Genomic DNA, 12,111 nt, shown 5'->3' with positions numbered 1-12,111 from the left:
GAGCACCGCAGGACAATCCCCTGTAGCTCAATTGGCAGAGCATTCGACTGTTAATCGAACGGTTGCTGGTTCGAGTCCAGCCGGGGGAGCTCCAAGAAAACCCCTCCCACCCGATCTCGGGTGGGAGGGGTTTTCTCGTCTGCGCCGCCACGAAAGACGCTGGGTGTGACGGAAATTACAGAAGCCGTGTGGTGCCGCCGCGACGGGTCGGCGACAGCCCGCGCCGGGCGACACGGGGGTGACCCGCGACGCGGGCCGGCCGCCGCAGCCGGTAGCATTCGCCACACGTCGCGTACCTCCGGATGCGCGCGGACGGGGCGGTAGCTCAGTCGGTTAGAGCCGTGGACTCATAATCCATTGGTCGCGGGTTCGAGCCCCGCCCGCCCCACCATATCCCCAGTTCGGGCAGCCGATACCGGGCGCTCGGGCCGGACGAAACGTGGACGGTGGCGGCGCAGGTGCCGGCGGACCCTCCGGGATTTCGACCGTCACACTCCCTGGAGCCGGATCTGCTGGAAGGCGACGGCATGCTGCACGCCGATGCGCGCTCCGGCCGCCGCGGTGAACTCGTGCAGGAATGCCGCGGGATCGAAGTCCCGGCCCAGTCCGTCCAGATAGGACCGGTGGGCGCGCAGTGACTCGATACCGGCGTCGAGGCTCTCGGTGACGTCGACGGCGTGCGAAGGCTGGTTCGCGCCCATGAGGTACACGAGGCCGACCTCGTCCCACGGTGGCAGGTTCTCGTCGAGCAGCTCGGGGAAGATCCAGCGGTTGCCGGCGTCGCGCGCGGCATCGAGCACCGCGACGCCCACGGCGCGGTGGTCGGCCTGGTTGATGATCCGACCACCGTTCAGGCCGTAGGTCGGCTCGTACGTGGCGGTGATCAACACCTCCGGACGGAACCGCCGGATCTCGCGGGCTATGGCGCGGCGCAGGTCGAGTCCGTATTCGACGACACCGTCGCGGTATCCGAGGAACGTCACGTCCTCGACGCCGACCACGGCGGCGGCGTCGAGTTGCTCGCGGCGTCGCAGCGGTGCCGCCTCGGCGGGAGTACGGCCGTCGATGCCGGCCTCGCCGTCGGTGGCGATGACGTAGGCCACCGACTTGCCCGACCGGGTCCAGCGGGCGATGGCGCCGGCGGCGCCGTACTCGAGGTCGTCGGGATGGGCGACGACGGCCATTGCGCGGTTCCAGTTCTCGGGCAGCGGGGCCAAAGTGGTGTTCATGACGGCACCTTTCGTGACAGTGGCTGGGTCTTCTTTCCGACGTTGCAGCGGCGCGAGGGACGCATCCTCGGGGCGCGGGTGCCGGTGGGTGCGTCCGTCGGGGGCGGCAGTCGTCAGTAGGGAGGACACACGGTGACGAGAATCCGCGGTGGATTCCCGGGCCGGTGTCCCGATTTCGAGGAGTGACCACCATGCCTGCTACCCGAGTCCAGCTCGCTCTCAACGTCGAGGACATCACCGCGGCGACCGAGTTCTACACCGCGCTGTTCGGGGTGTCCCCGCACAAACAGCGCCCCGGGTACGCCAACTTCGCGATCGAGGATCCCCCGCTGAAGCTGGTGCTGATCGAGAATCCCGGTGCGCGCGAACGCCTGAACCACCTGGGGATCGAGGCGGCCGGCTCCGAGGAGGTGTCCGGAGCGCTGGCCCGGTTCCGCGCCGCCGGTCTGACCGCCACGGTGGCCGAGCAGGATCTGTGCTGCCATGCCGTGCAGGACAAGGTGTTCGTCGATGCGCCGGACGTGCCCAACGGGTGGTGGGAGTACTACGCCGTCACCGACGACAACCCCGCCAACCCGGACGGGCTGACGGGCTCGGCGTGTGCGGTTGCGTGCGCGAGTGAGGACAGCCCGGTCGCGGGTGCCTGCTGCGGCTGACAGCACTCGCCCCGGTGGGCCGTCCTGCGACGGCACACCGGGGCGCGCCGAATCAGCGAGGGCTGCCGGCGCAGTGGCAGTCGGTGGGGGCGGTGTAGTCCATCGGCATCCCGTGGGCATCGAGGGTCAGCGCGCAGCACCGTCCGAGCAGCTCGGCCAGCTTCCGCCGGCCGCGTTGGACGCGGGACTTCATTCCGGACAGGGATACGCCTTCGAGGGCGGCGGCGTCGGCCTGGGTCAGTCTTTCGAGGTCGGTCAGCTCGACGGCTCGGCGCTGCTCGGGGGAGAGCCCCTCGAGCAGCGGGCGCAGGCAGGTGGCCAGCTCCCGCAGCGTGGTCGCCGCGTCGTCGTCCCATTCCTGCCCGGCCTGGTCGGGTGCATCGCCGGTGAGCGGCGCGAGCCGGTCCCGATCCCGGGCGGCCCGGCGGTAGTCGTCGATGATCGCGCTGCGGGCGATCCGATACACCCACCGGATCAGGTGCTCGCGGTCCTCGACACGGCCGAGGTTCTTGTGGACGCGCAGCAGGATCTCGCCGAGCACGTCGTCGGCGCGGTCCGGATCCGCGATCCGCCGGTGCACGAAGGCGCGGAGCTGCGCACCGAACTCGCGCCAGACGGCATCGGTGGTCACGGCTTCGGTGGTCATGGCTTCGGTGGTCACGGCGTCCGCGCCGGCCGCGGAACTGGTCGATGCCCTGGTCATGGTCTGGTCCTCCGGGGAAGGGGCGCTGTACGGGCGGTGTCCCTCACAGACGACGGTACCGGCGAAAGGACGCAGGTCCCCTGCCGAAGTCGTCGGTGCCGGCACGCCCCGTCCGGGTCGGGTGTGCGTCCCCGCGGTGGCGGTGACGTCTGTGTGGATGCCAGTGCGGGGCACGGTCCCGCAACACCGGACGAAGGAGTAACCATGACCGGCACCGTGGAACGTGACGCCGACCGGGCGCTGAAGGCCAAGCACCGGGCGCTGTGGGCGGCCGGGAACTATCCGGCGGTCGCGGCCGACCTGATCCCGACGTTCGGCCCGACGCTCGTCGCCGCGGCCGGGGTGACGGCGGGCCGGCGGGTGCTCGATGTGGGCGCCGGATCCGGCAACGCTGCCATCCCGGCCGCCGAACGGGGCGCGATCGTCACCGCCGCCGACCTGACGCCGGAGTTGTTCGTCGCGGGCCGCACAGCCGCGGCGGAGCGGGGCGTGGACCTCGAGTGGGTGGAAGCGGACGCCGAGGCCCTGCCGTTCCCCGACGGCAGCTTCGACGTCGTGCTCTCGAGCGTGGGGGCGATGTTCGCACCCCACCACCAGGCCGTCGCCGACGAGCTGCTCCGCGTGTGCCGGCCGGGCGGGACGATCGCGATGATCAACTGGACGCCGGAGGGCTTCATCGGTCAGCTGTTCCGGCTCATGGCCCCGTATGCGCCGCCCCCGCCGCCCGGCGCTTCGCCGCCCCCGCTGTGGGGCGACGAGCAGCACGTCCGGGAGTTGTTCGGCGATCGGATCACCGACCTGAGCATGGATCGCCGAATCGTGGTGATGGACCACAGCGCGGATCCGACCGAGTTCCGCGAGTACTGGAAGCACAACTACGGTCCGACGATCGCGGTGTACCGGTTCAACGCCGTGGACCCCGACCGGACCGCAGATCTCGACCGGAAGTTCCTGCAGTTCCTCACCGACTGGAACCGGGCCGGGCAGCCCGGCCGGACCGCGTACGACGCCGAGTACCTGCTGCTCACCGCTCGCAAGAGGTAGCCGGCCCGGTCGGTGCGGGCGTTCACCGCAGCGCCACGCCGACCTCGTGCGGCCGCGGCAGTAGTGCCGAAGGGAGAAGCAGCAGGGGTGCCGAAGGGAGAAAGCGAAGCCCCGCCGGCTTCGCGCGTCGTCGCCGGCGGGGCAGGGCCACTGTGCAGGGGGGATAGCGGCCGGATCCGAGCGTATTCGGCCTGCGGGGCGATGTGAAGTAGAACGGCCCATTCGGGTAGGGCATAAGGTCCCGATCGGTGCAATTCGGGCGACCGTCGGCGATGTGGCTCTCGCTTCGGGCTCGGTTCAACCCCGTTTCGTCCGCCGCCCCGCGTCGCGGACGTCCGTGTAGCTGTCCAGGATCTCGTGGATCTCGGCGATGGCCTTCCGGCGCGAGCCGGCATCCGCGATGCGCGCGAGCTGCTGTTTGAGGCTCACCGCAAGTTCGGCGTAGTCGTTCTGCCAATCGCGGCCGGTCAGGCGTGGCATATCCGCGCGGGCGGGGTGTATTCGCGTGGCCGGGGTGCCGGGCGCCAACAGGTAGCCTTCCCCCATCGCCGGGGTGATGATCGACAGCGAAGGGTCGACCTCCCGCACCAGTTCGGCCAGCGCAGCGACTGCCTCCGGTTCGCCGTGCGCGAGGAACAGGCTGCCCGACACGGGGCTGCGCGCCTTGATCCAGTCCAGCAGTTCGGTCTGATCGGCATGGGCGGAGTAGCTGTCGATCCGGCGGATCTGCGCTCGCACGTCGATGTCCTGACCCGAGATGCGGACGCGCTTCGCGCCGTCGAGGATCACGCGGCCCAGCGAGCCCTGCGCCTGGAAACCGACGAACAGGATCGTCGAATCCCGGCGGTGGAGATTGTGCTTCAGGTGATGACGGATGCGTCCCGCCTCGCACATGCCCGAGGCGGCGATGATGATCGCGCCCGACATGTTGTTGATCCGCTTGGAGACGGCAGCGTCGTCGACGTAGTGGATCGCGGGATGGCGGAAGATGTCCTTCCCCTCGAGGTCCTCGAGCTCGCCCGCATGCTCGGCGAACACCGAGGTGGCGCGGTTGGCGAGCGGTGAGTCGACGAACACCGGCACCGCGGGGATGCGGTTCTCGTCGGCGAGGTGTGCGATGTCGAGCAGGAGCTCCTGCGTCCGTTCCAGCGCAAAGGCGGGGATGACGAGATTGCCGCCGTGCCCGACGGCCCGGTGGATCTCCTCTTCGAGCAGGTCGCGTCGCTGGTCGATCGTCATCCGCACCCGAGTCCGATTGCCGTAGGTGGATTCGCAGACGACATGGTCCGATCCGGATGGGCCCTCGGGATCGGGGTGGAACGCCTTCTGCGCGGGGCCGAGGTCGCCGGAAAAGAGCAGGCGCACGCCCCCCGCCTCGATCTCCGCCGATGCGGCACCCAGGATGTGCCCCGCGTTCCACAGTCGCGCACGAAAGCCCGCGGCGGGCTCGAACCACTCCTCGAGTGCGACCGCACGGGTCTGCCCCCACGCGGCGAGCGCATCCTCCTCGGTGTAGAGCGGGACGAACCGCTTCTCGCGCGTGCGATCGCGCCGCCGGTTTCGCCGCTCGGCCTCGAATTCCTGGATGCGCCCGGCATCGGCGAGCATGAATTCCAGCAGGTCGGCGCTCTGGCCGGTGCAGAAGATCGGTCCGTCGAAACCCTGCGCCACCAGCTTGGGCAACAGGCCGCAATGATCGATGTGGGCATGGGTGAGGACCACGGCGTCGATCTCGTGCGGCGCGAACGCGAAGTCGCCGTGGTTCAGCTCCTCGAGGCTGCGTGAGCCCTGGAACAGGCCACAGTCCACCAGGATCCGCGTGTCGCCGAGGGCGACCTCCATGCACGAGCCGGTCACCGTCTTCGCGGCACCGTGGAAGACGAGAGTCGGATGTTGCCTCACGCGCAGCTCCTACGGAATCGCCCGCCGAAATTGCAGGTACGACAGCCAAGCTATCCGAACATCCGGGTCGGGCAGCCCTGCTTGGAAATCTCGCGGACTCGGCGGCGCCGGTCGGGCCCGGAGGTCTTCACCCACGGCGTCACCCCGGGCCGTGAATATCACCCCGTCTATCACCCTCGTCGGCCGTTACGTCCGCCGGCGGCCGGTCGATGGACTTCGTGGTGGCGCCGGGCACCCCGACGCTCGGCGTCACCGCATACCGGACGCCCCCGCCTCGAGCAGACGGGGCGGGGGTGTTCGTCGCGTCAGTCCCGCGAGTTCGCGCACACGCCGGTGCGGAGTCGCTCGCCGCGTGCCGCACGGGGCGGTGACCGCCGTGGCCCGTTCGTCCGCCGCGGGGCGGACCGCGGCGACCGGTGCTCGGCTCTGAGGGCGATCGCTGCCCCGACAATCGTGGCAACCACCGCAGCAACGGCCACCCACGCGACGAGCAGCGACGCGATCACGTTCATGCCGTCTACACCGCTGCCGGACGGCCGAGGGTTACGCGGTTCCCGAGCTTCACCCTGCGATTCACCCTGGTCCGAGTCCTGTTCGCGCGGTCGGTCCGGTTTGCCCCGGTCGGCGGGGAGGGTTCGGTGACGGTGGGCGGAGCCCTGGGGGGCGGTCCGGCTTTCGGCTGCCGTGTCCATGCGGAGTCCCCACCCGGGACCGGGCGGGGACCCGGCAGCGCGCCACACATAGAACCTGTTCCAATTTCGCCGTCTTGTGGCTATGGTCACATGCGTACACACGCACTGTGACGGAGGGCGATGCAGATGAAGACCAAGGGCGCGATCCTGTGGGGTCTCAACGAGCCGTGGTCGGTGGAGGAAATCGAGATCGGCGACCCGGTCGCGGGTGAGGTGCAGATCCGCATGGAGGCGGCGGGCATGTGCCACTCGGACCACCACATCGTCACGGGAGCGACGCCCATGCCGTCCTTCCCGGCGATGGGTGGCCACGAGGGGTCCGGTGTCATCACCAAGGTCGGCGAGGGAGTCGTGGGCCTCGAAGTGGGCGATCACGTCGTCCTGTCCTTCATTCCGGCCTGTGGCCGCTGCCCGTCGTGCGCCACCGGCCACTCGAACCTGTGCGACCTCGGCGCCGGCCTGCTCAGCGGCATGGCCATCTCCGACGGCACCTACCGGATCCAGGCACGCGGCCAGAACGTGATCCCGATGTGCCTGCTGGGTACCTTCGCGCCCTACATGACGGTCAACCAGACCCAGGTCGTCAAGATCGACAAGGACATCCCGTTCGAGCTGGCCGCCCTCGTCGGCTGCGGCGTGCCCACCGGCTGGGGGTCGGCCACCCACGTCGCAGACGTCAAGCCCGGTGAGGCTGTCGCCGTCATCGGCATCGGGGGTGTGGGGATGAGCGCGCTGCAGGGCGCCGTCGCATCCGGGGCGCGGCAGATCTTCGCGATCGACCCCGTGCCGTGGAAGCGGGAGCAGGCCCTGAAGTTCGGCGCGACGCACGCCTACGCGTCGATGGCCGAGGCGCTCATGCCGATCATGGAGACCACCTGGGGCCGCATGGCGGACAAGACGATCATCACCGTGGGCGAGATGCGCGGCGAATACGTCGAGGAGGCCCTGCAGCTGACGGCGAAGAACGGCCGCTGCGTGGTCACCGCGATGGGGCACATGACGGACATGGACGTGAAGCTGAACGCGTTCCTGTTCGCGATGCTGCAGAAGGATCTGCAGGGCAACATCTTCGGCGGCTGCAACGCGCGGGTCGACATCCCCAACCTGCTGGCGATGTACAAGTCCGGACAGCTCAACCTCGCGGACATGGTCACCCGCACCTACACCCTCGAACAGATCAACGACGGCTACCAGGACATGCTCGACGGGAAGAACATCCGCGGCGTCATCAAGTACACCGACGCCGATCGGTGATCGCGCGGTAGCCTGCGCCGTCTTCTAGGCTGGGTACGTGAACAGCCTCGACGCGATCTCCGACTGGCCCGTCGACCACGCCGCCGCCGCGGTTCTCACCCGCGGCGGCGGTGTCGTCGCCGGGCACGGCGACCAGTTGCGGCTCTACCGTCTCGCGTCGGTCACCAAGCCGCTCGTCGCCTACGCGGTCCTCGTCGCCGTGGAGGAGGGTGCGGTCGAGCTCGATCAGCCCGCCGGTCCGGAGGGATCCACCGTCCGCCATCTGCTGGCACACGCGTCGGGACTCGCCTTCGACGAACGCCGGGCGCAGGCCGAGCCCGGGCGCAAACGGATCTACTCGAGCGCGGGCTTCGAGATCCTCGCGGAGCTCGTCGCGGGTGAGACCGGCATCCCGTTCCCCGAATACCTCACCCAGGCCGTCTTCGATCCGCTCGGCATGCGGGAATCGTCGCTGCCGGGACCCGCCGGGCACGGGGGACAGTCGTCGCTCGCCGACCTGACGCACTTCGCCGCGGAGCTGCTCGCGCCCCGCCTGGTGTCCGCGCAGACTCTCGCGGAGGCCACCCGGGTGCAGTTCCCGGGGCTCGACGGGATCGTGCCCGGATACGGCATGCACAAGCCCAACGACTGGGGGCTCGGGTTCGAGATCCGCGGCCTGAAGAACCCGCACTGGACCGGTTCGGCCAATTCGCCCGAAACGTACGGGCACTTCGGCCAATCCGGTACATTCCTGTGGGTCGATCCCCGCGCGGAGATCGCGTGTGTCGCGCTGACCGACAGGGCTTTCGGCGACTGGGCCAAGCCGCGGTGGCCGGCCCTCGCGGACGACGTACTCACCGAATTCTCAAATTCCTCATCCGTTCCCTAGCGAAACAGGAGTAACACAGGCAGACTGTCCCCTGTCGCCATGCGCGACCGCTTCGATGTCAGGCCGTTGGGGAAGACGTCCCTCGTCGAAGTGGAGGTGTGTAGTGCGCGCGTCGAACCAGTTCGCGGATGCGACGACCGGGGTGGTCTACATCCACTCGTCGCCTGCTGCGGTCTGCCCGCATATCGAATGGGCACTGGCCGCCACCCTCGATTGCCGTCCGGATCTCACCTGGATCGGTCAACCGGTCGACGTCGGACAACTGCGCACGACTGTGAACTGGGCGGGTCCCGTGGGGACCGCCGCACGCCTCGTCGACGCCCTCCGGGTGTGGCCGATGATCCGCTTCGAGATCACCGAGGACCCCAGCGACGGCGTCGACGGCGAGCGCTACAGCCACGTGCCGGGACTGGGGCTGTGGCGCGGCAACACGAGCGCGAACGGGGACGTCGTGGTCGGAGAGATGCGACTGCGGGCGCTGCTCGCCGGCGGCAACATCGAGGAGGAACTGACCCGGGTGCTGGGAACGGCCTGGGACGAGGCGCTCGAGCCCTACCGCAGCGGCGGCGAGGGTGCCGAGGTGACCTGGTTGCGCCGGAACGTGGGGTAGGCCGCTGCGCGGCCGGTGCGTCCTTCGGGCTGCTGGGGCAACCCGAAAGACGCACCGGCGGCGCAGCCGCCTACAGCGGGATGTTCTTGTGGCGGCCGCGGCGCGCGGGAGCCGCGGCCAGCGCCTGGGCGAGGGTGCTGCGGGTCGTCGCCGGGTCGATCAGTTCGTCGACGACGCCGATCGACATCGCCCGGCCCACGCCGCCGGCGATGGCCTCGTGCTCGGCGGCGAGACGGTCGTGCAGTGCCTCCCGCTCCTCCTCCGGCGCCGCGGCCAGGGCCCGCTTGTGCAGGATGCCCACCGCCGCCTTGGCGCCCATCACGGCGACCTCGGCGTCCGGCCAGGCGAACACGGCGGTCGCGCCCAGTGCCCGCGAGTTCATCGCGATGTAGGCGCCGCCGTAGATCTTCCGGGTCACCAGCGTCACGCGGGGCACCTCGCACTCGGCGAATGCGTGCAGCAGCTTGGCTCCGCGACGGACCACGCCCTCCCACTCCTGGCTCACGCCGGGCAGGTAGCCGGGCACGTCGACGATGACGACGAGGGGAACGCCGAAGGCGTTGCACAGGCGCACGAAACGCGCGGACTTCTCCGCGCTGACGGAGTCCAGGCAGCCGCCGAGACGCAGCGGATTGTTCGCGATGACGCCGACCGTGCGTCCGCCGAGCCGGCCGAAGCCGGTGACGACGCTCCGGGCCCATCCGGCCTGCAGTTCCTCGAAGGTGGACTCGCCCTCGACGTTGTCGAGCAGCTCGTGCACGATCGGGCGGACATCGTAGGCGCGGCGGGGGGATTCGGGCAGCAGCGCCCGCAGGTCGGTGTCGCCGCGACGGGCGGCGTCGAGGTCGAACTCGCCCTGCTCGGCGAGCATCGACACGAGGCGACGGGCCCGGTGCAGGGCGTCGTCCTCGTCGTGGGCGGCGATGTGGGCGACGCCGGACTTCTTGGTGTGGGTGTCCGGCCCACCGAGGGATTCCATGTCGACCTGCTCGCCGGTGACGCTGCGCACCACGTCGGGGCCGGTGACGAAGATGCGGGCCTCGGGCGCCATGATGACGATGTCGGTGAGTGCGGGGCCGTAGGCGGCGCCGCCCGCCGCGAAGCCGAGAACCACGGAGATCTGGGGGATCCGGCCGGAAGCGCGGACCATGGCCTCGAAGATCAGGCCGACGGCATGGAGGGAGTCGACGCCCTCCGCGAGCCGAGCGCCGCCCGAGTGCCACAGCCCGACGATCGGGACGTCCTGTTCGAGGGCCGTGTCGATGGCGTCGACGATGTGCTTGCAGCCGTCCACGCCCATGGCGCCACCCATCACGGTGGCGTCCGAGCAGTACGCGACGGTCCGGACGCCGTCGATGGAACCGATCGCGGCGAGCATGCCGGACTTGTCCCGGGGGTGCAGCAGGCTCAGGGTGCCCGCGTCGAACAGCCGCTCGAGCCGCCGGAGCGGATCGCGGGGGTCGACGGCGGCGTCGCGCGTCTGAGCAGGTTCCAGGACGGTCATCGCGTTCTCCTCGGGCAAGGCAAGAGCGGGGGATGGGCGCCGGGGGTGGGGGTCCCGTGACGAGACCCCCACCCCGACGGCGAGCGAAGTCCGGTCGGGTCAGGCCCGGCCGAACGCGAGCGCAACGTTGTGCCCACCGAAACCGAACGAGTTGTTCAGCGCGAAATCGATCCGGCCGTAACGGGCTTCGCCCTTCACGACGTCGAGATCGATCTCTGGATCCTGGTTGTCCACGTTGAGCGTGGGCGGGATGACCCCGTCCCGCAGGCTCAGGACCGTCAGGACCGCTTCGAGCGCGCCGACCGCACCGATCGAATGCCCCAGGGCTCCCTTCGGTGCATACACCGCGGCATGGTTGCCGACCGCGGAATTGATCGCCTTCGCCTCGGCGATGTCGCCGATGGGTGTGGCCGTGGCATGCGCGTTGACGAAGCCGATGTCGGACGGCGACAGGCCGGCGCCACTGATGGCCTTCGTCATGGCACGCGCCGCGCCCGTCCCCTCGGGATCGGGTGCCACGATGTGGAATCCGTCCGAGGTGATGCCCGCACCGAGCAGGCGGGCGTGGATGGTGGCGCCGCGCGCCTTGGCGTGCTCCTCGGTCTCGAGCACCATCAGCGCGCCGGCCTCGCCGAAGACGAAGCCGTCGCGGTCCTTGTCGAACGGACGCGACGCCCTGCTCGGGTCGTCGTTGCGGGTGCTCAGCGCCCGCATCATGGCGAAGCTGGCGGTGGCGACCGCGTCGAGCTGGCCCTCGACGCCACCGGCGACGACGATGTCGGCATCGCCCATCGCGATCATCCGGTAGGCGTGGGCGATGGCCTCGTTGCCGGACGAGCAGGCGGACACCGGCGTCAGCACGCCGGCCTTCGCGCCGAGCTCGAGGCCCACCGTCGCCGACGGGCCGTTCGGCATGACCATCTGCACGGCGAACGGGGACACCTTGCGGTAGCCGTCGTTGCGCAGCTTGTCGACGGCGTCGATGAGCGCTTCGCCGCCACCGAGACCGGTGCCGATGACGACACCGAGGCGCTCGCGGTCGACCTCCGGGCTGCCCGCGTTCTCCCACACGGTGCGGCCGAGGCCCAGCGCGAGCCGCTCGACGAAGCTCATCCGGCGGATCTCGACGCGCGAGAGGGTTTCGTCGGGGCTGGTCTTGAGCTTGCCGCCGATGCGAACCGGCAGGTCGAACTCGTCGACGAAGCCGGTCAGCGTGTCGATGCCGCTCTCACCGGCGAGCAGGCCCTTCCACGTGGCATCCACGTCACCAGCGATCGATGTCGTGGCCGCGAGGCTGGTGACGACGACGTTGGGGAATGTCCCGGTGCGGGGAGAGGCGGAAGTCACGGTTGAGCTCACTCGTTGTCGTTCGTGGCCTGGACGCCCTCGGCCTCGAGCTTCTGGATGTAGGCGACGGCGTCACCGACGGTGCGGAGGCCGGCGAGGTCCTCGTCGGGGATCTTCACGCCGTACTTGTCCTCGGTCTGCACGGCGATCTCGACCATGGACAGGGAGTCGATGTCGAGGTCGTCGACGAAGGACTTCTCGACGGTCACCTCGGAGGGCTCGATGCCGGTGACCTCTTCGATGATCTCCGCGAGACCGGCGATGATTTCTTCCTGGGTGGCGGCCACGTTGTGGCTCCCTTC

The 12,111-nt window shown here is 69.7% G+C and carries 11 protein-coding genes and 2 tRNA genes; 7 read left to right on the top strand and 6 right to left on the bottom strand.

The features are described from left to right. Positions 1 to 16: 16 nt before the first annotated feature. Together KZJ41_RS17135 and KZJ41_RS17130 are read left to right on the top strand one after the other, a co-directional pair. Positions 17 to 89 (top strand) — tRNA-Asn (locus KZJ41_RS17135). A 225-nt stretch (positions 90 to 314) separates the two neighbouring features. Continuing rightward, positions 315 to 391: transfer RNA gene (locus KZJ41_RS17130), tRNA-Ile, on the top strand. A gap of 97 nt (positions 392 to 488) precedes the next feature. On the opposite strand, the gene KZJ41_RS17125 is transcribed toward KZJ41_RS17130, so the two are convergent. Continuing rightward, a complete protein-coding gene (locus KZJ41_RS17125; protein ID WP_006947641.1) occupies positions 489 to 1,229 on the bottom strand; it encodes a PIG-L deacetylase family protein in 741 nt (246 codons plus the stop codon). A gap of 191 nt (positions 1,230 to 1,420) precedes the next feature. Here KZJ41_RS17125 and KZJ41_RS17120 point away from each other — a divergent pair, with 191 nt between their 5' ends. After that, the gene (locus KZJ41_RS17120) at positions 1,421 to 1,885 is read left to right on the top strand and encodes an ArsI/CadI family heavy metal resistance metalloenzyme (RefSeq protein WP_065923443.1); all 465 of its coding nucleotides are present in this window, start codon (positions 1,421 to 1,423) and stop codon (positions 1,883 to 1,885) included. A 52-nt stretch (positions 1,886 to 1,937) separates the two neighbouring features. Here the strand turns inward: KZJ41_RS17120 and KZJ41_RS17115 are convergent, their stop codons facing one another. Then, a complete protein-coding gene (locus KZJ41_RS17115) occupies positions 1,938 to 2,588 on the bottom strand; it encodes a sigma-70 family RNA polymerase sigma factor (RefSeq protein WP_251549347.1) in 651 nt (216 codons plus the stop codon). Between the two features lie 204 nt (positions 2,589 to 2,792). Between KZJ41_RS17115 and KZJ41_RS17110 the strand changes: the two genes are divergently transcribed. Further along, positions 2,793 to 3,632 (top strand): class I SAM-dependent methyltransferase, encoded by an 840-nt coding sequence (locus KZJ41_RS17110; RefSeq protein WP_006947644.1) that lies wholly within the window; start codon positions 2,793 to 2,795, stop codon positions 3,630 to 3,632. Between the two features lie 297 nt (positions 3,633 to 3,929). Here the strand turns inward: KZJ41_RS17110 and KZJ41_RS17105 are convergent, their stop codons facing one another. Next, positions 3,930 to 5,534 (bottom strand): MBL fold metallo-hydrolase RNA specificity domain-containing protein, encoded by a 1,605-nt coding sequence (locus tag KZJ41_RS17105; protein ID WP_029544305.1) that lies wholly within the window; start codon positions 5,532 to 5,534, stop codon positions 3,930 to 3,932. Positions 5,535 to 6,352: 818 nt separating this feature from the next. On the opposite strand from KZJ41_RS17105, the gene KZJ41_RS17100 reads away from it, so the two are divergent. The 3 genes from KZJ41_RS17100 to KZJ41_RS17090 all read left to right on the top strand — a co-directional run bounded on the left by KZJ41_RS17100 (position 6,353) and on the right by KZJ41_RS17090 (position 8,958). After that, positions 6,353 to 7,480: an NDMA-dependent alcohol dehydrogenase gene (locus KZJ41_RS17100; RefSeq protein ID WP_029544303.1), complete on the top strand. Its 1,128-nt coding sequence runs from the start codon at positions 6,353 to 6,355 to the stop codon at positions 7,478 to 7,480. A gap of 37 nt (positions 7,481 to 7,517) precedes the next feature. Beyond that, positions 7,518 to 8,348 (top strand): serine hydrolase, encoded by an 831-nt coding sequence (locus KZJ41_RS17095; protein WP_168579762.1) that lies wholly within the window; start codon positions 7,518 to 7,520, stop codon positions 8,346 to 8,348. A 103-nt stretch (positions 8,349 to 8,451) separates the two neighbouring features. Further along, on the top strand, positions 8,452 to 8,958 hold the full coding sequence (locus tag KZJ41_RS17090) for a DUF3145 domain-containing protein (RefSeq protein WP_006947655.1): 507 nt from the start codon (positions 8,452 to 8,454) through the stop codon (positions 8,956 to 8,958). Between the two features lie 70 nt (positions 8,959 to 9,028). Here KZJ41_RS17090 and KZJ41_RS17085 read toward each other — a convergent pair whose 3' ends face one another. From KZJ41_RS17085 to acpM, 3 genes are all read right to left on the bottom strand, one after another. Beyond that, a complete protein-coding gene (locus KZJ41_RS17085; RefSeq protein WP_006947656.1) occupies positions 9,029 to 10,462 on the bottom strand; it encodes an acyl-CoA carboxylase subunit beta in 1,434 nt (477 codons plus the stop codon). Between the two features lie 99 nt (positions 10,463 to 10,561). Further along, on the bottom strand, positions 10,562 to 11,809 hold the full coding sequence (locus KZJ41_RS17080; protein WP_050035391.1) for a KasA/KasB family beta-ketoacyl-ACP synthase: 1,248 nt from the start codon (positions 11,807 to 11,809) through the stop codon (positions 10,562 to 10,564). Between the two features lie 8 nt (positions 11,810 to 11,817). After that, on the bottom strand, positions 11,818 to 12,096 hold the full coding sequence (gene acpM, locus KZJ41_RS17075; RefSeq protein WP_006947659.1) for a meromycolate extension acyl carrier protein AcpM: 279 nt from the start codon (positions 12,094 to 12,096) through the stop codon (positions 11,818 to 11,820). Between the last annotated feature and the right edge of the window lie 15 nt (positions 12,097 to 12,111).

It is taken from the genome of Rhodococcus sp. 11-3 (assembly GCF_023704055.1).
Taxonomy (GTDB): Bacteria; Actinomycetota; Actinomycetes; order Mycobacteriales; family Mycobacteriaceae; genus Rhodococcus; species Rhodococcus aetherivorans.
Note: the sequence above shows the minus strand (reverse complement) of the source record. Positions and strands in the feature narration are given on the sequence as shown.

What these genes read in the sequence shown, in the direction of transcription:
- KZJ41_RS17125 (WP_006947641.1), bottom strand. Translation starts at nt 1,229, where the DNA reads ATGAACACCACTTTGGCCCCGCTGCCCGAGAACTGGAACCGCGCAATG.
- KZJ41_RS17120 (WP_065923443.1), top strand. Translation starts at nt 1,421, where the DNA reads ATGCCTGCTACCCGAGTCCAGCTCGCTCTCAACGTCGAGGACATCACC.
- KZJ41_RS17100 (WP_029544303.1), top strand. Translation starts at nt 6,353, where the DNA reads ATGAAGACCAAGGGCGCGATCCTGTGGGGTCTCAACGAGCCGTGGTCG.
- KZJ41_RS17115 (WP_251549347.1), bottom strand. Translation starts at nt 2,588, where the DNA reads ATGACCAGGGCATCGACCAGTTCCGCGGCCGGCGCGGACGCCGTGACC.
- KZJ41_RS17085 (WP_006947656.1), bottom strand. Translation starts at nt 10,462, where the DNA reads ATGACCGTCCTGGAACCTGCTCAGACGCGCGACGCCGCCGTCGACCCC.
- KZJ41_RS17110 (WP_006947644.1), top strand. Translation starts at nt 2,793, where the DNA reads ATGACCGGCACCGTGGAACGTGACGCCGACCGGGCGCTGAAGGCCAAG.